Origin of the sequence: Rhizobium sp. M1 (assembly GCF_002531805.1) — a bacterium.
Lineage (GTDB): Bacteria > Pseudomonadota > Alphaproteobacteria > Rhizobiales > Rhizobiaceae > Rhizobium > Rhizobium etli_C.
Map to the genome: position 1 here is coordinate 25,379 of NZ_NWSW01000011.1, position 22,060 is coordinate 47,438.

19 protein-coding genes are annotated in these 22,060 nt (G+C 61.6%); 6 read left to right on the plus strand and 13 right to left on the minus strand.

The window, feature by feature from the left end:
- Window positions 1–67 precede the first annotated feature (67 nt).
- Window positions 68–1,153 (plus strand): AbrB family transcriptional regulator, encoded by a 1,086-nt coding sequence (locus CO655_RS12085; protein WP_097604983.1) that lies wholly within the window; start codon window positions 68–70, stop codon window positions 1,151–1,153.
- A 127-nt stretch (window positions 1,154–1,280) separates the two neighbouring features.
- A complete protein-coding gene (locus CO655_RS12090) occupies window positions 1,281–1,688 on the plus strand; it encodes a hypothetical protein (RefSeq protein WP_097664815.1) in 408 nt (135 codons plus the stop codon).
- Window positions 1,689–1,774: 86 nt separating this feature from the next.
- Here CO655_RS12090 and CO655_RS12095 read toward each other — a convergent pair whose 3' ends face one another.
- Window positions 1,775–2,680 (minus strand): AraC family transcriptional regulator, encoded by a 906-nt coding sequence (locus CO655_RS12095; RefSeq protein ID WP_097664816.1) that lies wholly within the window; start codon window positions 2,678–2,680, stop codon window positions 1,775–1,777.
- 44 nt (window positions 2,681–2,724) lie between these two features.
- Here CO655_RS12095 and CO655_RS12100 point away from each other — a divergent pair, with 44 nt between their 5' ends.
- Window positions 2,725–3,132 (plus strand): DUF2000 family protein, encoded by a 408-nt coding sequence (locus CO655_RS12100; RefSeq protein WP_010030492.1) that lies wholly within the window; start codon window positions 2,725–2,727, stop codon window positions 3,130–3,132.
- 122 nt (window positions 3,133–3,254) lie between these two features.
- On the plus strand, window positions 3,255–3,563 hold the full coding sequence (locus CO655_RS12105) for a hypothetical protein (protein WP_097605079.1): 309 nt from the start codon (window positions 3,255–3,257) through the stop codon (window positions 3,561–3,563).
- Window positions 3,564–3,655: 92 nt separating this feature from the next.
- Here CO655_RS12105 and CO655_RS12110 read toward each other — a convergent pair whose 3' ends face one another.
- The 11 genes from CO655_RS12110 to CO655_RS12165 all read right to left on the minus strand — a co-directional run bounded on the left by CO655_RS12110 (window position 3,656) and on the right by CO655_RS12165 (window position 18,063).
- Window positions 3,656–4,321, minus strand: coding sequence for an OmpA family protein (locus tag CO655_RS12110; protein ID WP_004673336.1), 666 nt, complete (start codon window positions 4,319–4,321; stop codon window positions 3,656–3,658).
- A 376-nt stretch (window positions 4,322–4,697) separates the two neighbouring features.
- Window positions 4,698–5,696 carry a flagellin gene (locus CO655_RS12115; RefSeq protein WP_097664818.1) on the minus strand — a complete coding sequence of 333 codons (999 nt, stop codon included), beginning with the start codon at window positions 5,694–5,696 and terminating at the stop codon, window positions 4,698–4,700.
- A 271-nt stretch (window positions 5,697–5,967) separates the two neighbouring features.
- Window positions 5,968–9,123 carry an efflux RND transporter permease subunit gene (locus tag CO655_RS12120; protein ID WP_097664819.1) on the minus strand — a complete coding sequence of 1,052 codons (3,156 nt, stop codon included), beginning with the start codon at window positions 9,121–9,123 and terminating at the stop codon, window positions 5,968–5,970.
- Entirely contained in the window at window positions 9,120–10,331 is a 1,212-nt protein-coding gene (locus CO655_RS12125) for an efflux RND transporter periplasmic adaptor subunit (RefSeq protein ID WP_097664820.1), read from the minus strand. Before CO655_RS12125 ends, CO655_RS12120 begins: the two co-directional genes overlap by 4 nt.
- A 277-nt stretch (window positions 10,332–10,608) precedes the next feature.
- Entirely contained in the window at window positions 10,609–11,520 is a 912-nt protein-coding gene (locus CO655_RS12130; RefSeq protein ID WP_097664821.1) for an adenylate/guanylate cyclase domain-containing protein, read from the minus strand.
- A gap of 122 nt (window positions 11,521–11,642) precedes the next feature.
- Complete coding sequence (locus CO655_RS12135) at window positions 11,643–12,056, minus strand: type II toxin-antitoxin system VapC family toxin (protein ID WP_097664822.1); 414 nt, start codon at window positions 12,054–12,056, stop codon at window positions 11,643–11,645.
- On the minus strand, window positions 12,053–12,316 hold the full coding sequence (gene vapB, locus CO655_RS12140) for a type II toxin-antitoxin system VapB family antitoxin (protein ID WP_097604965.1): 264 nt from the start codon (window positions 12,314–12,316) through the stop codon (window positions 12,053–12,055). The genes CO655_RS12135 and vapB overlap by 4 nt, the downstream gene beginning before the upstream one ends.
- 79 nt (window positions 12,317–12,395) lie before the next feature.
- A complete protein-coding gene (locus CO655_RS12145; protein WP_097604963.1) occupies window positions 12,396–13,946 on the minus strand; it encodes a SpoVR family protein in 1,551 nt (516 codons plus the stop codon).
- Window positions 13,943–15,217 (minus strand): YeaH/YhbH family protein, encoded by a 1,275-nt coding sequence (locus CO655_RS12150; protein WP_097604960.1) that lies wholly within the window; start codon window positions 15,215–15,217, stop codon window positions 13,943–13,945. Before CO655_RS12150 ends, CO655_RS12145 begins: the two co-directional genes overlap by 4 nt.
- A gap of 12 nt (window positions 15,218–15,229) precedes the next feature.
- Window positions 15,230–17,173 (minus strand): PrkA family serine protein kinase, encoded by a 1,944-nt coding sequence (locus tag CO655_RS12155; RefSeq protein WP_097604958.1) that lies wholly within the window; start codon window positions 17,171–17,173, stop codon window positions 15,230–15,232.
- A gap of 413 nt (window positions 17,174–17,586) precedes the next feature.
- A complete protein-coding gene (locus CO655_RS12165) occupies window positions 17,587–18,063 on the minus strand; it encodes a VOC family protein (RefSeq protein WP_097604955.1) in 477 nt (158 codons plus the stop codon).
- 237 nt (window positions 18,064–18,300) lie between these two features.
- On the opposite strand from CO655_RS12165, the gene CO655_RS12170 reads away from it, so the two are divergent.
- Window positions 18,301–20,799, plus strand: coding sequence for a UvrD-helicase domain-containing protein (locus CO655_RS12170; RefSeq protein ID WP_097664823.1), 2,499 nt, complete (start codon window positions 18,301–18,303; stop codon window positions 20,797–20,799).
- A gap of 25 nt (window positions 20,800–20,824) precedes the next feature.
- Here CO655_RS12170 and CO655_RS12175 read toward each other — a convergent pair whose 3' ends face one another.
- Complete coding sequence (locus CO655_RS12175; protein ID WP_097604951.1) at window positions 20,825–21,172, minus strand: hypothetical protein; 348 nt, start codon at window positions 21,170–21,172, stop codon at window positions 20,825–20,827.
- A 251-nt stretch (window positions 21,173–21,423) separates the two neighbouring features.
- Here CO655_RS12175 and pncA point away from each other — a divergent pair, with 251 nt between their 5' ends.
- The gene (pncA, locus tag CO655_RS12180) at window positions 21,424–22,050 is read left to right on the plus strand and encodes a bifunctional nicotinamidase/pyrazinamidase (RefSeq protein WP_010030837.1); all 627 of its coding nucleotides are present in this window, start codon (window positions 21,424–21,426) and stop codon (window positions 22,048–22,050) included.
- Window positions 22,051–22,060 lie beyond the last annotated feature (10 nt).

Genomic DNA, 22,060 nt, shown 5'->3' on the forward strand with positions numbered 1-22,060 from the left:
TCACGCCGGAGCTTCCTCCCACCTTCAGCCTCAGGGCTTGGCGCCGGCTAGGAAAGATACGGGACACATGCCATTCAGCCGCCTGCTGCGCGATGCCGGCCTGCCGAAATGGGCGCTGCTGCTGGCGCTCTCGACCGCCTTCACCGTCTTCCTCGAACTCTTTGCCTTGCCCGCTTCGCTGCTGATCGGACCGATGGTCGCCGCCATCGCGCTGGCGCTGACCGTCGGCAAGGGAAAGCTTCGCGTCCCGCTCTGGCCGCTGCAACTCGGCCAGGTGCTCGTTGGCCTGATGATGGCGCGCACCATCACCCCCGACATTCTCGGCACCATGGCGAAGGATGCGCCGCTCTTCCTGCTGTTCATCTTCTCCGTCATCGCTATTGCCACCGGCCTCGGCTGGCTCCTGACGCGCTGGCAGGTGCTGCCCGGAACGACCGCCGTCTGGGGCTCCTCGCCGGGCGGCGCCTCGGCGATGGTCATCATGTCGGAAGCCTATGGCGCCGATGCCCGGCTCGTCGCCTTCATGCAGTATCTGCGTGTCGTCTTCGTCGCCGTCGGCGCCTCGGTGATTTCACGCCTGTGGGTGGCCGCCGACGGCGCCGAGCCGCCGCCGCTCATCCTCTTTCCCGAAGTCGACTGGCCTGCCCTTGCAGCGACGATGGCCTTTGCCGCCCTCTGTGCCTACACCGTGCGGCGCCTGCGCATCCAGGGCGGGATGATCATCGTGCCGCTCTTTCTCGGCGCCTTCCTGCAAGGGATCGGCCTGATGAAGATCGAGCTGCCGATGTGGCTGCTCGCCATCGCCTATGCGCTCGTCGGCTGGAGCATCGGCCTGCGCTTCACCCGCTCGATCCTTTCGCATGTGGCGCGCGCCCTGCCGCGAGTGTCGGCCTGCATCGTGCTGCTGATGGCGCTTTGCGGCTGCATGGCAGCCGCCCTTCACGTCTTCGCCGGCATCGATCCGCTGACCGCCTATCTCGCCACCAGCCCCGGCGGCGCCGATTCCGTCGCCATCATCGCCGCCTCCAGCAATGTCGACGTGCCCTTTGTGATGGCGATGCAAACCGGCCGCTTCCTTGTCATCCTGCTGATCGGCCCGATGCTCGCCCGCTTCATCGCCCGCCGCTCCGGTCTTGCGGAAAATCCCGTTTGATTCAGATCGACCAAACAATCCGGACTTGAAGCCTCGTCTTCATTAAGCCCGAAGCGGACTTTCCATAAACCTTGACACTTTACCTATATCGCGCAGGTAACCGCAAAGAGGACATCTGGGAAGCTCAATGGCATCGCGATCAGAAGTTCATGTCTTTACGGCTGTATTCGAAAGCAACGAGGCCGCGTTCGCCTTTGTTCATCCTCACTGGGAACCCGAACCCGACGAGCATACCTCGGATGAGGACTATGTCGCGTGGGAGGATCGTAACCCGATATGGCCGATGAAGGAGGAATTGGGCGGCCTTCGCATTGATGCCGATTTTGTCGAGGTGATCTGGAAAAGCGGTATGGTGCCGGATTGGAATTACCTGGAATCACGTCTGCGCGCCGTGGACGTGCTCGGGATCAGCGATGGTACCGCACCTGCCAATACATTCGTGCTGATCGACCAAACAGCGTTTGGAGATGCGAAGCCTGAACTACGCTCCACCGCTAACCTGACCTACCGAGGATGCTATCCGAGCGTGCTATAGAGCATTTCCGAGCTTGATCGGATGTCCGCTCATGGCGCAATGCAAGCTCTAGAATCTGCGCAGGCCGCGGTGGTGGCTTTGCACCATTATGAGCCTGAGGCACGTGCGACAGGAGGCGCTGGGGGCATTCTGTTGCCACGAACGAGTACTGACCACTGCCCGGGCGTCATGCCGTAGGCCTTCTTGAAGTGGCGGTTGAGATGGCTCTGGTCGGCAAAGCCGGTCGCCGCTGCCGTATCCGAAATGCCCTCACCCGCGCCGATCATGGCGCGGGCCTGCTGCAGCCGCCGCATCAGGAGGTAGCGGTGCGGACTGGTGGCGAAGGCCGCCCGGAAATGCCGCGACAGCGCGAAACGATCGAGCCCGGTAACCGCTTCCAGTTCGCCGGAATGAACCGGCCGTGTGGCATGCGCTTCAAGATAATCGCGCGCCGCCCGTGTTTGCCGCCAGGCGATCGCCCCGAGCGGCCGGCGCGGCAACCGCGCGTGCCGTGACAAGCCGCCCGTCACCCGCGACACGAAATCGTCGACGAAGAGCTCATCCAGTTCGCGGTCGAGTTCGCCGAGGGCGGCAAGCAGCACGCCGGCCATCGCCGGATCGCCGATGACCGGTTCATCGACGAACGGCAGCCCAAGGCCTTCCGCCTCCAGGCATTCGAGCAGCAGCGCCGGCTCCAAATAAAGCATGCGGTATTGCAGCCCGTCCTCCGTTCCTGCCCCGCCGTCGTGTTCCTCGTCGGGGTGCAGCACGATAACCTGCCCCGGCAGGCTGAAGCGCCGTTCGCCGCGATAGCGAAAAGTCTGCACGCCTTTCACGGTGACGCCGAGCGCGTAGGTGTCGTGCCGGTGCGGCTCGAAGGCATTGCCGGAGAATTGCGCGCCGATGCGCTCGATGCCGGGAAAGGCGGGCGCGGTCAGAATGCCGTTGCCGGATGGCCCGGTGCACAAACGTTCAAGACCTTCGAAGACCTGCGGATATAGATCCTGGCTCAATGCCCTCGATACTCCTATTCCATGCAGAGGTGAAAGACTGTCTGATGTTTGATACCAAAATCGCCGTCGTCCTGCGAAACAATCTTGCTGCCTGGCAGAAGCTGAATGTCACCGCCTTCCTGATGACCGGCGTCGCCGGCGGGCATCCCGAGATCATCGGCGAGCCCTACCGCGACCGTGCCGGCAACATCTACAACCCCTTGTCGATCCAGCCGATCATCGTGCTTTCCGCCGACGAGGCGACGATGTCGGCAATCCACCGCCGCGCGCTGGAACGGGATGTCACCGCCTCGCTGTTTATCGAGGAGATGTTCACGACCGGTCACGACGCCGCCAATCGCGCCGTCTTTTCCGAATATGCGCCCGACGATGCCAAGGTCGTCGGCATCGCGCTGCGCGCCGAAAAGAAGATCGTCGACAAGATCACCAAGGGTGCGGCGATGCAGCATTGATGGACGCCGGGTACGTCTCTTCAGCGAACCGCCACCGAAGAGAGCAATCGATTATCAACTATCCTGAGTTGAAATCTTTTTCGGAAGCAGTCAAAAGTTCGTCCATGGCCATGGAGGAATCGATGACGGAAGTGGAGCTGGCTGTTGCAATGGTCCTGGCGAGTTCGGCGGGCGGGGCGCTTGGCGCGATGAATGCCAAGGCTCAAGCCTGGAAAGGCTTCGTCATTATCGCCGTCTCGGCCATCGCGACGGTGGTCATATTTACATTGTTGAACGTCGACAACGAGATTCTGACGTCCCTCGGCAGTATCATCATCGCAGGGATCGTCGGCGCCATCCTGAAAATGTCGCCGCGTCAGATCTCTATCGTGATCATCGGTGCGATCCTGGCGAGCGCGATCGCCGCCATTATCATCAGCCTCATTGTCTGAACGCCGCAGTCAGTTCGAGCGCCTAGGGGGGCGCTCGAACCATGGCGATGAACGGTCGGATACGTGACCGGCCGCTCCTGACACAAATGAGCTCAGCCCTGGGTGATCGGCGCGATCTGAATTTCGACGCGACGGTTCTGGGCGCGGCCCGCTTCGGACGCATTGGAGGCGACCGGCTGGGACGGGCCGAAGCCGACGGCGGAGACGCGGCGCTGGTCGATGCCCTGGCCGCCGAGATAATCGGCAACCGAAAGCGCACGGCGCTGCGACAGATCCTGATTGTGCTGCAGGCTGCCTGTCGAATCCGTGTGGCCGTTGACGTCGATCAGCGTGCGGTTGAACTTGCGCAGCACGATCGCGACCGAATTCAGCGTCGGATAGAAGCCCGGCTTCACCGCATCCTGGTCGACGTCGAAGGTGATGTTCGAAGGCATGTTGAGAATGATGTTGTCGCCGTTGCGGGTCACCGAAATGCCGGTACCTTCGAGCTGGGCGCGAAGCTCTGCTTCCTGCTGATCCATATAGTTGCCGATCGCACCGCCGGCGAGAGCGCCGATGCCGGCGCCGATCAGCGCCGCATTGCGCTTGCCGTGCCCGCCGCCGCCGACGGCGACACCGACGAGAGCGCCGCCAAGCGCGCCGAGCGCCGCGCCCCCCGCCGTATTGGAAACCTTCTGTTCACCGGTATAGGGATCGGTCGTCGTGCAGGCGCTGAGATAGCTTGCTGCGACAGCCAGAAGTATGAATTTCTTGATCATGGACAGGACAGTCTCCGTTCAAAGCTGATGCGAGCAAATGGCAAGGATTACGGCAAGAAAATGAAGATGTTCCCTTGATAGGGGAATTTCAGGCGCCGAAACAGCGGCCATGTTGCTTGAATGCGCTGATATCACCAGTTTTAGCAACGAGGGCGGGTGCCGATACCGCATGAGCGCCGGTGGCCCGGCCCCGTCCTTCGAGGCCCTGCGGGGCACCTCAGGATGAGGCCGGAGAGAGGTTACCGCTTGCCCAACGGAGAATGCAGTGCCTTGCCGCCGATAGCCTCGCGGCAGGGCACAACAACTAGCCCTCATGGTGAGGAGGCCCGCAGGGCCGTCTCGAACCACGAGGGCGGGTGGCTGGGTGATCGCACCTTTAGAAATTCTGGAACAGCTGCCGCACCGTATCGTAGGTCGCGTTGGCGATGTTCAGCGATTGCAAGCCGAGCTGCTGCTGCGTCTGTAATGCCTTGAGCTTGCTGGCCTCCTCCTCCATGTCGGCATCGACCAGCCGGCCGATGCCGGCGGTGATGTTGTCGTGCAGTTTGGCGGCGAAATCGCTTTGCAGCTCGATGCGTTTTTCCAGCGCGCCGAAGGCCGAGCCCACCGTCGTCAGCTGCGTCAGCGCCGCATCGACGACACTGATCATCTCGCCGATCTGCCCCTGCGTCGTCGCGGCCGATAGCGAAATGACGACCTGACCGGTGGTGGTGCCGTTCTTGCTGGTCATCAGCACGTAATTCTGCGAGGTCCCGAGCTCGCTGGCGAAATGGGCCGAGGTCAGTACGCCGTATTCGCCGGCGCCGGTCGCCCGGTCATCGATGAGATAGCGCGCATCCTTGGAGCTCGTGGCGCCAACCGGCGTATTGTCGATATGGTAGCTCAGCATGCCGACTGAAATCGTGCCGTCGGCATTGCGGATAAAGGAGGCCGGAATTTGCCGCGGTTGCGTCGGCGTGGCGTCGTTGTTGAGGACGACCCAGTTATCGCTGTTGAAGGTCGCCGATTCAGAGACGCTACGCAGCTGCTCCTGCAGTTGCTTGAGCTCTTCGTTGATCTTCGTTTTGTCGACCCCGTCCTCGGTCGCGGCGACCAGCTTCGCCTTGATCTCCGACACGACGTCGACGACGTTCTGGACGCCGGTATAGGCGGTACCCATCGTCGCCGCCGCCATGCCGAGCGCATCCTGGACCGCCGAAATCGCCTTGTTGTCGGTCCGTGCGGTGGTGGCGATCGACCAGTAAACCGCATTGTCGGCCGCTTTCGCGACACGCATGCCCGTCGTGATGTGATTCTGCGTGACCGTCATATTGCGGTTGATATCGCGCAGCACATGGAGCGCCGCATCGATGGAGACGCGCTGATAAATACTCACGGGAACTAAACTCCAAAAACACAACAGAACGCAACTGAACCAGGAATGAACCATCCGCGCAGACACTCATGTCCGGGGTCGCTGAATCCAGCGCGTTGCGGCCTTCGAGAAACGGAGAAGACCAGTTGGTTCCTGGTCACGATCATTGCCGCTTATGCTTAACAAACGGCTAATCTTCAGACGAAATTTATCGTATTTGGCAAGGCTTGATATACCATAAGAAACCCCGCCGAATGAAAATCCGGCGGGGGGATTCAGTCCGATGCAAGCCTCATTCTGCGGCTTGCAGCTGCTCTTCGTCTGGTGCGGCGCGAGGCCGGGTGGCGATCGCCATCTCCTCGTGCAGGCGCGCTTCTTCATGGGCGTGCGGCTTGGCAAAACGAGCGAGCAGCAGATAGGCGACCGGGGTGATGAACAGCGTCACCAGCGTCGCGAAGCCGAGGCCGCCGACGATCACCCAGCCGAGCGCCACGCGCGCTTCCGCACCGGCGCCATGAGCAAAGACCAGTGGCACGCCGCCAAGAATGGTGGCGATCATCGTCATCATGACAGGGCGAAGGCGTAGCGCGCAGGCTTTCTCGATCGACGCGCGCACGTCCTCGCCCCGGTCGCGCAGCTGGTTGGCGAATTCGACGATCAGAATGCCGTTCTTCGCCATAACGCCGACGAGCAGCACCAGGCCGATCTGGCTGTAGATGTTGAGGCTGGAGCCGGTGATAACAAGCGCGAAGACGGCGCAGGCAAGGCCGAGCGGCACCGTCGACATGATGATCAGCGACGACAGCACGCTTTCGAACTGCGCCGCCAGCACCAGGAAGATGATGACGATGGCAAAGCCGAAGGTCAGCGCCATGCCGTTCGAGTTCTCTTCCAGCGTCGCAGCTTCTGCAAGCGGCAGCAGGCGCGCACCCGGCGGCAGCAACGGCTCGGCGAGTTCGGTCACCTGCTTGACGGCATCGCCGAGCGACACGTTGTTCTTAAGCCCGGCGGTGATCGCGACGGAGGCGAGCTGCTGCTCGCGGTTGAGCTGCGGCGCGACCGAGCCCTCCTTCATCGTGGCGATGACCGACATTGGCACGATCTTGCCGTCGCCGGTCTTCAGGAACACGTTTTCGAGGTCGGTCGGATCGTCGATCGGCCGCGTCGTGGAGGTCAGAAGCACAGGGTAGGATTCGCCGTCGACGAAGACGTCGACCACCGAGCGTCCTTCGAGCAGCGACTGTATCGCCGTCGAAAGCCCCGTAATGTCGATGCCGAGATCAGAGGCACGCTCGCGGTCGATCGCCACCGACACCTGCGCCTGGCTCGGTTCGTTGGTCAGGCGCGGCGTATCATATTGGCCGGTGGCTTCGAGCGCCTGAACCAGCTTGGCGGCCGCCGCCGTCAGCGCCTGGTGATCATTGCCGACCAGCGCCATCTGCACGCCGCTGCCGGCGCCGCGGATACGCAGGCTGTTGGAGGAGATCGCGTTGCCGCGCAGCGCCGGCACCTTCGCCGCCGCCTGGTTGATGTCGGCGACGATCTCGGCCTGAGTCCGGTGGCGTTCACCCCAGGGGGCAAGTGTCAGCACCATGAAACCGCTGTTCAGCGAGCCGCCCTGGCCGGAGATCGAGAAGACGTTGCGGATGTCGCCGCTGTCGACCAGCGGCTGCAGATATTCCTCGACGAGCTGCATCTTGTCGCGGGTATATTCGAGGCTCGATCCCTGCGGCGTCGTCAGCCGCATCATCACCATCGACCGGTCTTCCTCGGGCGTCAGCTCGCTCTTGACTGTCGAGAAGGCGATGAGTGCGGCACCGGCGAAGATCACCGAAAACAGGATGACGACGAAGGGCGCGTTCAGGCAGCCATGCAGCGCCCATTTATAGAGACGGGCGAGCGCACCTCCGAAACGGCCGAGCGCACCGTGGTCCTCGATCATCGGCTTCGTCAGCATGCGCGAGGCGAGCATCGGGCAGAGCGTCAGCGCCACGATCGATGACAGCCCGACCGAGAAGGCGAGCACGAAGCCGAATTCGCGGAACAGGCCGCCGACCTGACCCGGCAGGAAAGAGAGCGGAATGAACACCGCCGCCAGCGTCGCGGTCGTGGCGACGACGGCGAAGAACACCTCGCGCGTGCCGAGCACGGCCGCCGCCCGCGGCCCCATGCCCTCGGCGCGCCGGCGCACGATGTTTTCGAGCACCACGATCGCGTCGTCGACGACGAGGCCGGTCGCCAGCACGATGGCAAGCAGCGTCAGGATGTTGATCGAGAAGCCGACCATGTAGATCGCCGCCAGCGTCCCGATCAGCGCCACCGGCATGCTGACCGCCGGGATCAGCGTCGCCCGCCAGTCGCGCAGGAAGAGATAGATGACGGCGGTGACGATGACGGCGGCAAGCACCAGCGCCAGCACCACCTCATGGATCGCCCCCTGGATGAAGACGGCGTCGTCGCTGGTGATGGCGATCGTCGTTCCCGCGGGCAGCGTCTTCGACAATTGCTCGACGGCAGCCTTGATGCCGGTCGAGATGTTCAGCGTGTTCGACTGCGCCTGGCGGATGATGCCGAGGCCGATGCCGGGCTTGCCGTTGGAACGCAACGCAGTATCCCCGTCGCGAGGCCCAAGCGTCACCGTCGCGACGTCGCCGAGGCGGACACGGTCCTGCAGCATGACATTGGAAAAATCGGCCGGCGTCTGCAGGTTGGCGGTGGCGCGCACGACAATATCCTGCGTCGTGCTCTTCAGCGAGCCGGCCGGCACATCGAGCGCGGCATTGTCGAGCGCCTTCGTCAGGTCGCCGATCGTCAGTCCGCGGCTTGCCAGCGCGCCCTGGTCGACATCGACGCGGAAAACCTTCTCCTGGTCGCCATATTCCTCGACATCGGCCACGCCGTCGACGGAGGCCAGCCGATCGATCACCTCGTTCTCGACGAGCAGCGTCAGGTCGTCCATGTTGAGGTTGGTGGAGGTGACGGCAAGGCGCATGATCGCCGAGGAGTCCGAATCCGCCTTGACGATCTGCGGCGCATCCGCCTCGTCGGGCAGGTTCTGGGTGATGCGGCCGATCGCGTCGCGCACGTCGTTGGCGGCGACTGCGAGATCGATCGCATCGGAAAATTCGAGCGTCACCCGGCTCTGGCCAAAGGAAGAGGTGGACGAGATCGATTTCAGGCCGCTGACGCGGGCAACCGCGCCCTCGATCACCTTGGTCAATTCCTGGTCGATCGTCTGCGGCGATGCGCCGTCGAAGGTGGTGCGCACGGTGACGACGGGACGATCGACATCCGGCAGCTCGCGGACCTCGACGCCGACATAGGCGGCAAGGCCGGCGACGACCATCAGCGTGTTGAACACCAGCGCCAGGATCGGCCGGCGAACGAAAAGCGCGGTGAAGCTCTGCTTGCCCGACGATCCGCCCTGATGAATCTCGGTCACGTTCATTGGGTCGCGACCTCCCCGTTCGCGGCGACATCGGCGGAAACACGCACCGCCCCGCCCTCACGCACCCGCTGCAGGCCCTGCGTCACGATCTTGTCGCCATCCTTGAGGTCGGCCTTGACGAGAATGAAATCGGGATTGCGCTGCACGATGCTCACCCGCACCTTATGCGACTTGTCGTCGGCCACTTGCCAGACGAAGGATCCTTGCGAATCCCACTGCACGGACTGCGGATCGACCGCCGGATATTTGTCGCCGGGGAATTTCATGCTGACGCTGAAGGACATGCCGGCGCGCAACTCGTCCGACGAGTTGTCGATCCGGGCGCGCAGGCGCAGCGTGCGGCTTGCAGCATCGATGCGGTTGTCGACGGCCTCTATCACGCCTGAGAACATCTGCCCCGGCTTTGCGACCGACATCGCCTCGACCGGCTGGCCGACCGCAACCGTATTGGAGAAGCGCTCCGGCACCCAGAAATCGACGAGGATTTCCGAACGGTCGTCGAGAGTGACGATCGGCGTCGTCGTCGTGACGTTGTCGCCGATATTGACCGGCACGATGCCGACGATGCCGTCGATCGGCGCGATGATATTGCGCCGGGCGAGGTTGAGCTCGGCGGCCTGGAGCTGCAGGCGGGCGCCCTGCTCGGCGATCTCGGAATCGAAGACGTCCATGCGCGACACGCTGGACTTGATGTTGTGATAGAGATTGGATTTTTCGACGGCGGCCCTAACCGCCACATCCGCCTGGCCGCGGGCGATCACCTGCTCCTCGCTGTCGAGCTTGGCCAGCACCTGGCCGGCCTTCACCCTGTCGCCCGACTTGATAAGAATCTCGCGAATAGTCCCGGATGCCTGCGGCGTCACGGCGACCGAACGGATCGCGTCACCTGTGCCGATGGCGTTGAGCCGATCGTTGACGACGCCCTGGACGACAGCCTCGGTCGCGACGAGAATCGCGCTGTTGCGCCCGCCGCCATTGCGGCGGTTCTGCCCCTCACCCTCGCCCTGGCCACGCCGCTGGCCTTGCGCCCCGGCCGGAGCCCCGGCATCGACCGTCTCTTCTGCCTTCGGTGCGATCTTGGAAACGAGGCTCTCCGGAATGCCTGCATCGCGCATCATATCGCCGGCACCCGGCACAAGGAAAACCCATGCGGCAAAGCCGGCAATAATGACGGTGAGCGAAAGTATAAACTGCTTCCAAAAGGCCATTCACGTCTCCGGAGGGACTCGAGGTTGGACCAGGGTCGGTCGAAAGAGGCGCTGTGGGAACGAAGTCCCCCAGGGATCAAGAACCCCTGTTGATGCGACAATATCGCGCGTTTACAGCTTAACGGCAAGCATAAGCACCCGGCATTACCGATTTGTAATATCAGCAAAGAATGGAAATAACCCGGACGCTCACTTTTGCTTGAACGAAGCTCGCAAACGTCTTGACGAAGCCGGCTTCGAGGCAAGATTGCTCGGCAAAACCGGTGCCGGTGAATGTCTACCGACGCATTGACCACCGCAGGCCGAGCACGGCCGCCAGTCCCAACACCGGCCACACCGCCCAGAAGCGTCCTTCCCAGGTGAAGAGGTTGATGCCGATGATGCCGAGCGCCACGATCGCCAGCGCCGCGAGCTTACGATCGAAGAGGGTCTGGCCACGGTTCCAGGCCAGCGCCGCAACGACGGCGAGCGCAAGGACGGGAAAGCGCGCCCAGAAAACGCCCTGCCACGACAAAAGATTGATACCGATCAGCACGGCGGCGATGACGCCGAGCACGGCAAACAGCCTTCGTCCGCCGGGAGCCGGCCTTGCCTCCCCCGTGACGGTGGGTGCCGGCAATGGCCGGGCAGCGGCAGGTCGCTCGGCAGACGGCGCCTCGTCGCCTCCGTCGCCGATCCTCACCGCATAGCTCGGCACGCCTTCTTCGACATTCTTGACCATCAGCGCCCCGAGAAATTCGAAACCAACCGCCACCTTGTTGCGAACCTGGTCGTAGACGGTACTCGATATGACGATTCCGCCCGGCGCGGCCGAGGCCTGCAGCCGCGCGGCGATGTTGACGCCGTCGCCATAGATGTCGTCGCCCTCGACGATCACATCGCCGAGATTGAGGCCGATACGGAACAGCATGCGCCCGTCGTCCGGGCGGCGGGCGTTGAAGCCGGCAAGTTCGTTCTGCGTGTCGACGGCTGCACGCACGGCCTCGACCACGCTCGGGAAATCGGCGATCAGCCCATCGCCCCAGGTGTTGACGACACGGCCGCCATGGCTTTCGATCAGCCGCCCCATCGCCTCCCGGCAGCGCTTCAGCGTTGCAAGCGTCCCCTCCTCGTCGGCTCCCATCAGCCGCGTATAGTCCTGCACGTCAGCACAGAAGATCGTCGTCAGCTTGCGCCGCGTTTCACCCATGGCCCTTCGTCTCCGCGCTGTCCGACCCGGAGGGATCGCAACGACAGCAGATTACGAAGGCTTTGCCTTTGTTGCCACCGGTAATTGCCGATCGATCATCCATCACTCCTGATGTAAGCGGTTCAGCTTCTTTCGCCCGTCCAGTCGTCGACCTTTAAAGGCTCAGAAATGCGAGCAAAAGCCTTGTCACGCGTGACGAGGGTTGCCGCGGTCGCAACGGCATGAGCGGCAATCATCATGTCCAGGGGCGCCAGAATCGTGCCTTTGGCTTCACAGGCGGCGCGCAGGTCACCATAGGCTCGCGTGACGTCGTGATCCCAGGGGAGAACATCGACCCTGAGGAGGAATTGCCTTACCCGCTCGGATAGCGCCTTCGGATAGCCTCGCTTGGCAAGACCGTAGAACAATTCCCCTTCCGTGATAGATGAGATGGCGATCTCGTCCATTGGAAGCGCCGCCAGTCTTTTAAGTATCTCCGGCCGATCGCCTTTGATGACATGACTGGCGATATTGGTGTCGAGCATCCATGCCGTCATCCCTTCCAACCTTCGAACGGATCACGATCTTGCGAAGGCTGGCTACGATCGGCCGGCCCAAGGAAATCGTCGGGAATCGGATCCTTCCGATGGAGTTCGAAAAGGCCATCCCATGAATCCGGCTTGCGCGATAATATGACATCACCGGTCTTCGGATCACGACGAACGAACACTTCGCTCTCCTCAAAGCGAAACTCCGCAGGGAGCCTCACCGCCTGGCTGCGGCCGGTCGTAAAAATCTTAGCCGTTTTCGTTGCCATGACAGCCTCCCCATTGCGATAGCTATCATGGTATATACCATCGACTGGCAGCAGACAAGCATGTCACCGGTGCCGGCGATTATTGAACGATCTTGCGCGGGCTCGCCGTGTGCTCCCTCGCCACCGTATTGGAACCGTCGATCTCCTGGAGCAAGACATCGTAGCCCCAGAGATCGGCAAGATGCTGCAGGACGAGTTTCGTGTCGTTTTCCTGAAGATAGCAGCCGTTCATGACGATATGCTGCAGCAGCAGACGGCGGTCGCCGGCGAGGTCGACATCGACGATGTCGATGGCCGGATCGGTCCAGCCGATATCATATTCGCGGGAGAGCTGGCGGCGGATGCGCAAGTACCCGCGCTCATTGTGGATCGCCGAAACCAGCACACCCTCGGTCTGTTCCGGATCGTCATAAAGATGGAACAGGCGCAGCTGCCGGATGAGGTTCGGGCTCAGGAACTGGCTGATGAAACTCTCGTCGCGGTAATTGGCCCAGACGTCGCGCAGGACCGCCATCGCATCGCCGCGGCCGGCGATGTCGGGGAACCATGCGCGATCCTCCTCCGTCGGCTTCGTGACGATCCTCTCGATATCCTGCATCATCGCAAAGCCGAGCGCATAGGGATTGAAACCCGAGAACCGCCGGTCGTCATAGCTTGGCTGGAAGACGACATTGGCGTGCGACTTCAGGAATTCGAGGAAGTTCCCATCGCTGATCTGCCCCCGCTCGTGAAGCCGGTTCATGATCTGGTAATGGACGAAGGTGGCAGTTCCTTCATTCATGACCTTGGTCTGCCGCTGCGGATGGAAATATTGCGCGACATGGCGGACGATGCGAAGAATCTCGCGCTGCCACGGCTGCAGCCGCGGCGCAGACTTCTCAAGAAAATACAGGATGTTGTCTTGCGGCAGGCCGAGCGCGGCACGGCGCTTTTCCAAGCCGATGTCACCCGCCTTTTTCGCCTTGCCGACGGGAACCGTGCGCCACAGGTCGTTGAACATCTGCTCTTCGTGGGCGCGGCGCTCCTGCTGCCGCTTCTCCTCCTGGCGAAGGTCGGTCGCAGTCTTGCCCGCGTATCGATGCACCCCGTGCGACATCAGCGCATGCGCTGCATCGAGCGTCCGTTCAACCGCCGTCTCGCCATACCGTTCTTCGCAGCGCGTGATATAACCCTTTGCGAAATCGAGGTAATCGAGAATTCCTTCCGCATCGGTCCAGAGCTTGAAGAGATAATTGTTCTTGAAGAAGTGATTATGGCCGAAGGCCGCATGGGCGGTGACGAGCGTCTGCATCGTCGCCGTGTTCTCTTCCATCAGATAGGAAATGCAGGGGGAGCTGTTGATGACGATCTCGTAGGCAAGGTCGCGCATCCCGCGGCGGTAGAATGTTTCATGATGCGCGAAGTGTTTTCCGAAGGACCAATGGCGGTAAAACAGCGGCATGCCGGTTGAGGAATAAGCATCCAGCATCTGCTCCGAAGTGATGACCTCGATCTGGTTCGGATAGACATCGAGGCCGAGTTCGCCGAGCGCAATCGCCTCGCAGGCGTCGTGAATGCGCTGCAGTGTTGCGAAGTCCCAGTCGGCACCTTCGAACAAAAGCCGGTCTTTCGGCCTCACCGTCATGGTCATGGCGTCACCCTCGACTGTGCGTCACGTTTCTGGAAGAGATCGTGGAAAACGGGGAATATCTCGCCTCGCCGGCAGACCTTGCGCATCGAAAGCGGCAGCGCTTCGGAACGGATCCCGTCATAGAGCATCCAGAGCGGTGACCGGGATACGGAAGAATCGCCGCCTTCCTCGCCCACCTCGATATAGGCAAAATACTGGCACAACGGCAAAATATCGCGCAGCAGCTGCCCGGTCAGGTTGCCGTCGGAATGGGCGTTGTCGCCGTCCGAGGCCTGGGCGCCGTAAATATTCCATTCGGCCGGATCGAAACGCGCCGCGATGATCGCCCGCATCGCCGCAAGGGCGCTGGAAACAAGCGTGCCGCCCGTCGCCGGACCGTAGAAGAAGGTTTCCTCGTCGACCTCTTCGGCCCTGTCGGTATGACGGATGAAGACGATTTCCACTTTCTTGTAGCGTTTCGACAGGAAAAGGTAGAGCAGCAGATAGAACCGCTTCGCCAGGTCCTTCATGTGCTCCGACATGGAGCCGGAGACGTCCATCAGGCAGAACATCACCGCTTTCGCCACAGGCTTCGGCTCGTTTTCGAAGCGGCGATACCGAACGTCGAGCGGATCGATATAGGGAATGCGCCGGCTTTTCTCCGTCAGCGATTTGAGCTTGGCCTCAAGCGCCAGACGGCTCTCGTCGTCTTCGCATTCCTCGATCTGCCGCTGCAGCGCTTCGATCTCTTCGCGGCGTGGGCGTCCCAGCGCGACGCGGCGCATCATCGCCAGCCTGGTCGTGCGACCGACGGCAATGTTGGACGGCGATCCTGACACGGAATAGCCGGCCCGGAAGGGCGTTTCCTCTTCGGTTTCGGCCAGACGCCGCTTGGCGAGATCGGGCAGTTCCAGATCGTCCAGGAACACATCGAGGAATTCCTCGCGCGTCAGCACGAAACGGAAGCCGTCCTCGCCGTCGCCTTCGCCCGCATCCTTGGGTTTTCCGCCCCTGCTCCCCGGCGGGCGCGGAAGAATGTCGCCTTCGACGAAGGCCCTGTTTCCGGGCAGAATATGATCGCGGATGCCGCCATCGCCCCTCCGCAGGTTCGGCTCGGCCATCCCGTCGATCGGCAGGCTGATTTCCCCGCCGTCGAGCACATCGCGAATGTTACGGTTTTGCAGAGAACGTTTGACCGCCTGCTGCACGGCGCCCTTCATGCGTCGAAGGAACCGCTGCCGATTTTCCAGACTTTTACCGCGCGGATTCAGCCGCCGGTCGACAATGTGCATAATGGCTCCGCATTAACTTGCCTGTTTGACGCGCATGTACCATTCCACAAGGCGTCGAACCTGCCTCTCGGTGTAACCCCGCGCGGCCATGCGCGAGACGAATTCGCTGTGTTTCTTTTCGGTTTCCGAATCCTTCTTCGACCCGAAGGAAATGACCGGCAAAAGATCTTCCACCTGCGAGAACATACGTTTCTCGATGACTTCCCGGATCTTCTCGTAGCTCGTCCATGACGGATTTTTTCCGCCGTTGGCTGCCCGCGATCTCAGCGAGAACTTGACGATTTCGTTGCGGAAATCCTTCGGATTGGCAATGCCCGCCGGCTTTTCGATTTTCGTCAGTTCCTGATTGAGGAGCTCGCGGTCGAGAAGCTGGCCGGTATCGGGATCCTTGAAGTCCACATCTTCGATCCAGGCATCGGCATAATCTACGTAGCGGTCGAACAAATTCTGTCCGTAGTCTGCATAGGATTCAAGATAGGCCTTCTGAATCTCATTGCCAATGAACTCTGCGTAGCGTGGCGCAAGATCGGCCTTGATGAATTCCAGATAGCGCTTCTCGACATCGTCGGAAAATTGCTCGCGACGGATCGCCTGTTCCAGCACATACATCAGATGGACGGGGTCGGCGCCGATATCCGTGGTGTCGTGATTGAAGGTCGAGGCGAGCACCTTGAAGGCGAAGCGGGTCGATATCCCGTCCATGCCTTCGTCGATGCCGGCAGCGTCCCGGTATTCCTGAACGCTGCGGGCGCGCGGATCGCTTTCCTTCAGGCTTTCGCCGTCATAGGTGCGCATCTTCGAGAAGAAGGTCGAGTTCTCATGCTTGCGCAGGCGCGAAAGCACGGAAAAACGAGCCAGCATTTCGAGCGTTGCCGGGGCGCATGGTGCATCCGCCAGTTCCGACCCCTCGATCAGCTTTTCGTAGATCTTCTGTTCTTCCGTCACCCGCAGGCAATAGGGCACCTTGATGACGCAGATACGGTCGATAAAGGCCTCGTTATTCTTGTTGGCCTTGAAGGTCTGCCACTCCGCCTCGTTCGAATGCGCAAGGACGATGCCGGAGAAGGGTATGGCGCCGATATTCTCGGAGCCGATATAGTTGCCCTCCTGCGTCGCCGTCAGCAGCGGATGCAGCATCTTGATCGGCGCCTTGAACATCTCGACGAATTCGAGAATGCCCTGGTTGGCGCGGTTGAGCCCGCCCGAATAGCTGTAAGCATCGGGATCGTTCTGGGAATAGGTTTCCAGCTTGCGGATGTCGACCTTGCCGACCAGCGACGAGATGTCCTGATTGTTCTCGTCGCCAGGCTCGGTCTTGGCAATGGCGATCTGGCGCAGCCGCGAAGGTTGTATCCTGACGACGCGGAATTGGGAAATATCGCCGCCGAAGTCGTCGAGCCGCTTCAGGCACCATGGGCTCATCAGCCCGTTCAGCCGCCGCAGCGGGATGCCGTACTGCTCCTGGAGGAGCGAGCCCATTGTCTCAGGATCGAAGAGGTTGAGCGGGCTTTCGAACACCGGACTGATCTCGTCGCCCGCCTTCAGCACGTAGATCGGATGAACCTCCATCAACTGCTTCAGCCGCTCCGCCAGCGACGACTTGCCGCCGCCGACCGGGCCGAGCAGATAGAGAATTTGCTTGCGCTCCTCGAGTCCCTGCGCCGCGTGCCGGAAGAAGGAAACAATGCGTTCGATGGTCTCTTCCATGCCGTGAAAGCCGGTAAAGGCTGGATAGACCCGGATGGTCCGGTTCATGAAGATCCTGCCGAGGCGCGCATCCCTGGCCGTGTCGACCATTTGCGGCTCGCCGATCGCAGCGAGCAGGCGCTCCGTCGCATTGGCATAGGCGATCGGTTCTTGCTTACAGAGGTCGAGATATTCCGAAACCGACATGTCGGCCTCGCGGCGCGCTTCATAACTGCGCGTGAACGCATCGAATACGGATTCACTCAGCATGGGACCTCCATTAAGGTTATGCCGCAGGCTCTAAGCCGTATAACCATCGAGATGGCCACGGCGTTCCTAAGAATCAATAGTTTCGTAGGTATATTCGACGCTCACCGGCTGTTTGTAGCAATGCACAAAAAATTGCATGCACCGGTAATTTTTTACTCTGCGAAACTGTTTCATATTGTAGTTGAAAAAAGGCCTATTGCGATATCAGCACATTTAGCGACGTGACATGAATGTCAAAAAGGTGTGCAATGGCGCCCGTGATTCGAGAATGCGAGAAAACAGCGATCGGCAGCCGATAAGGGCAGCCTCGATCGGGCGGATGCCGATGCGCCGCCAGTAAATTCGGTAAATTTCAGGGGAAAATGGCGCGTGGCGATCACGCGCCCCGATTCGTAATCGTGCCTCCGCCGGCCTCAGCCGTTGAACGCCCTCTCCAGCGCAGCAAGATCAATCTTGACCATGCCGAGCATCACCTCGGTGACGCGCTTGGCCCGCTCTCGATCGCTGTCGGCGACCATCTCGGAAAGCACCCGCGGCACGATCTGCCAGGAAAGGCCCCAGCGGTCCTTCAGCCAGCCGCAGGCTTCAGGCGTGCCGCCATTGGCGAGAAACGCATCCCAGATCCGATCGATCTCGGCCTGGCTGTCGAGCAGAATGGCAATCGAAAAAGAATGGTTGAAGCTGTCGAGCGGGCCGGCCTTCATCGCCAGGAAGGCTTGATCGCCGAGCGTGAATTCGATCAGTTCGACGCTGCCCGGAGGCCCGCTCGGCGTTTCCGCCGGCAATATGGTGGTGCGGCCGATCCTGGAATCCGGAATGACCGATACGTAGAATTCGACGGCTTCGCGCGCTTGCTCCGCGAACCAGAGATTTGAAACGACCTTCGGCATGAACAGCCTCCTGTTGGCGAGGGTTGCCGGACTCCTGTCCGATGCCCCGAGGACGTCTCGCCGGCATCGGTTCCGACAGGCTGGGCTCAGATTTTTTTGCTGCGCGGCCGTACGACGATCGCAGTCACACCCAGCGGCGGCCCTGCCGCCCGCATCGGTCCGCAACAGCGGTGGTTCAGGAATGAAAGCAGAACATCTTTTCTGGTCTTTCCCTCCCGAATCACTACATTACGCGCCATGAGCAATAGTTTCGACGATATTCCCTTCTTCGACGAAGAGCCGGGCGAAATGGCGCGCAAGCCGCAGCCGCCGGCCGCACCCCGGGGGGGGCACGCCCCCTTGGGAAGGGCGCCCGCTGCGGCCGGCGGGATCGCCGCCCGCGCCATGGCGGCGCGCGACGGCGGCAAGCGACCGGATTACCTCGCAGGCCTTAATCCCGAACAGACGGAAGCCGTGGAAACCCTGGAGGGTCCGGTTCTCGTCCTTGCCGGCGCCGGCACCGGCAAGACACGGGTGCTGACCACGCGCATCGCCCATATCCTCAATAGCGGCCGCGCCTTCCCTTCGCAGATTCTCGCCGTCACCTTCACCAACAAGGCCGCCCGCGAGATGAAGGAGCGCATCGCCCTGCTCGTCGGCGGCGCCGTCGAAGGCATGCCCTGGCTCGGCACCTTCCATTCGATCGGCGTCAAGCTTCTGCGCCGCCATGCCGAACTCGTCGGCCTCAGCTCCGATTTCACCATTCTCGACACCGACGACGTCGTCCGTCTGATCAAGCAGCTGATCCAGGCCGAGGGTCTCGACGACAAACGCTGGCCGGCCAAGCAGTTCGCCGGCATGATCGACACCTGGAAGAACAAGGGCCTCGGCCCGGCCGATATTCCCGAGGGCGACGCGCGCGCCTTCGCCAATGGCCGCGGCCGCGATCTCTATTTCGCCTATCAGGCGCGCCTGTCGACGCTCAACGCCTGCGATTTCGGCGATCTGCTCATGCATCCGATCGCGATCTTCCGCAAGAATCCGGATCTTCTGAAGGAATATCACGGCCGCTTCCGTTATATCCTCGTCGACGAATATCAGGACACCAACACCGCCCAGTATATGTGGCTGAGGCTGCTGGCCCAGCGCAGCAAGGGCGAGCCGCAGAATGTCTGCTGCGTCGGCGACGACGACCAGTCGATCTACGGCTGGCGCGGCGCCGAGGTCGACAATATCCTGCGCTTCGAGAAGGACTTCCCCGGCGCCAAGGTGATCAAGCTCGAGCGCAATTACCGCTCGACCGAACATATCCTCGGTGCGGCCGCCCATCTGATCGCCCATAATGAAGGCCGCCTGGGCAAGACGCTGTTCACCGAACGCGCCGATCCCGATGACGTCAAGGTGCAGGTCCACGCCTCCTGGGATTCGGAGGAGGAAGCCCGCGCCATCGGCGAAGAGATCGAGCAGCTCCAGCGGGGCAAGCATCTGCTGAACGACATGGCGATCCTGGTGCGCGCTTCCTTCCAGATGCGCGAGTTCGAAGACCGCTTCGTCACCCTCGGCCTCAACTATCGCGTCATCGGCGGCCCGCGCTTCTACGAGCGTCTGGAAATCCGCGATGCCATGGCCTATTTCCGCCTGGTCGCACAGCCGGCCGACGACCTCGCCTTCGAGCGCATCATCAACACGCCGAAGCGCGGCCTCGGCGACACGACGGTGCGCGCCCTGCACGACTATGCGCGTGCCCGCGACATCCCGATGCTGGCGGCAGCCGCCGACATGATCGAGACCGACGAGTTGAAGCCGAAGGCGCGCAAAGCCCTCTTCGACGTGATTCAATCTTTCCGCCGATGGCAGGAACTGCTTGAAAACACACCGCATACCGAACTTGCCGAGCAGATCCTCGAAGAGTCCGGCTATACCGACATGTGGAAGAACGACAAGAGCGCCGAAGCGCCGGGCCGCCTTGAAAACCTGAAGGAACTGATCCGCTCGATGGACAGCTTCGAGTCGATGCGCGGTTTCCTCGAACACGTCTCCCTCGTCATGGACGCAGAAACCAACGAGAACCTCGACGCCGTCTCGATCATGACGCTGCATTCGGCCAAGGGCCTGGAATTCGATACCGTCTTCCTGCCCGGCTGGGAGGAAGGCCTCTTCCCCCACCAGCGCTCGCTGGATGAGAGCGGCCGCGCCGGTCTGGAGGAAGAACGGCGGCTCGCCTATGTCGGCATCACCCGCGCCAAGCGCCGCTGCCATATCTGGTTCGTCTCCAACCGCCGCATTCACGGCCTCTGGCAATCGACCCTGCCCTCGCGTTTCCTCGACGAACTGCCGGAAACCCATGTCGAGGTCGCCGAGATGGAGCAGAGCTACGGCGGTTACGGCCGCGGCGGCTACGGCCAGTCCCGCTTCGACAAGGCCGAACCTTTCGCCAACTCCTATTCCACGCCCGGCTGGAAACGCGCCCAGGCCAACAGGACCGACGCCACGCGCGACAACTGGGGCACCCGCTCCGGCCACGCCGTCGAACGCATCGGCTATGGCGAAAGCGGCCCGAAGGGACGCACGATCGATGGCGAGCTGGTCGCCAAGTCGACCTCGTCGGAGCCGTCGCGCTTCACCCTCGGCGATCGCGTATTCCATATGAAATTCGGCAATGGCAACATTACCGGCATCGAAGGCAACAAGCTGACGATCGACTTCGACCGTGCGGGGCAGAAGCGAGTGCTGGACGGCTTCGTCGAGCGCGTCTGACTACGCGACGATACCGCAGGAACAGTCACCCGAACATCCGCATACTGCTGAGCCCGAGGATGTCGTTCAGCAGGGCGATCCCCATGCCGGTGGCGACGATCGACAATCCGATCAGGAACAGCCGGCGCGCCCGGTCGTATTTGACGGCGAGCAACGAGTCTCGCGCCAAAAGATCGGCAAACACCTTCACCTGAATGGCGATGCCGACGGTCAGGAATGCCATCGGCAGCAGATCGACGCGGCTCCAGTCATTGGGATTGGACACCCAGAGGCTGATGAAATTGAGGGAGAAACCGAGAATGATGCCGGTCGCCGTCAGCGATCCGTTACGGAAGGTCGCATCGATCTTTTCCTCGGAGTGAGGCTCGGACATGGTTTGGGTTCCGGCTTGCTGCTGAGGCAAGAAAGGCAGAATTCGCGCCCTTGAGCAAGGCCAGGCGTTTTGCGGTTGCTGTCACACCATTGAAAACTCCCGCATAGATTGAATTAGAGCATTCTTTTTCGGCCGATTACTACCATCAGTGACAGAATTAACACTTGCATGCGGGCCCCCGGGAATTCACTAGTTGATGCATTCGGTGCATTTGGCATTTGCATTGCCGTAACGCGAAGGGATTGGCCTTGATGAAAGCGCTGCTGCTCGTCGATATCCAGAACGGCTTCTGTCCGGGTGGAAACCTGCCGGTGCCGGACGGCGACAAGGTTGTTCCCGTCGCAAACAGGCTGATCGAGAGCGGCAAATACGATCTGATTGTCGCCTCCCAGGACTGGCACCCGCCCGGCCACGGCAGCTTCGCCTCCGCCCATCCGGGTGCCGCCCCCTTCGAGATGGGCGAATTGTCCGGCAAACCGCAGATGATGTGGCCCGACCACTGCATCCAGGGCACGCTCGATGCCGAACTGCATCCGGAGCTCAAATCCGAAGAAATCGACCTGATCCAGCAGAAGGGCGAGGATCCCAGGATCGACAGCTATTCGGCCTTCCGCGACAATGATCGAGACGCTTCGACCGGCCTTTCCGATTTCCTCGAAGACCAGGGTGTGACCGATCTCGACGTCTGCGGTCTGGCGACCGATTACTGCGTCAAATTCTCCGCGCTCGACGCACTGGAGATGATGCCGGGCGTGCGCGTGCGCTTCATCGAGGACGCAAGCCGCGGCATCACCCCTGAAGGCGTCGCCGCTGCCATCGACGAGATGCAGGCGCACGGCATCGCCGTGATCAACAGTGCGGATGCCTTGCGCGAATGAACCGCCGATC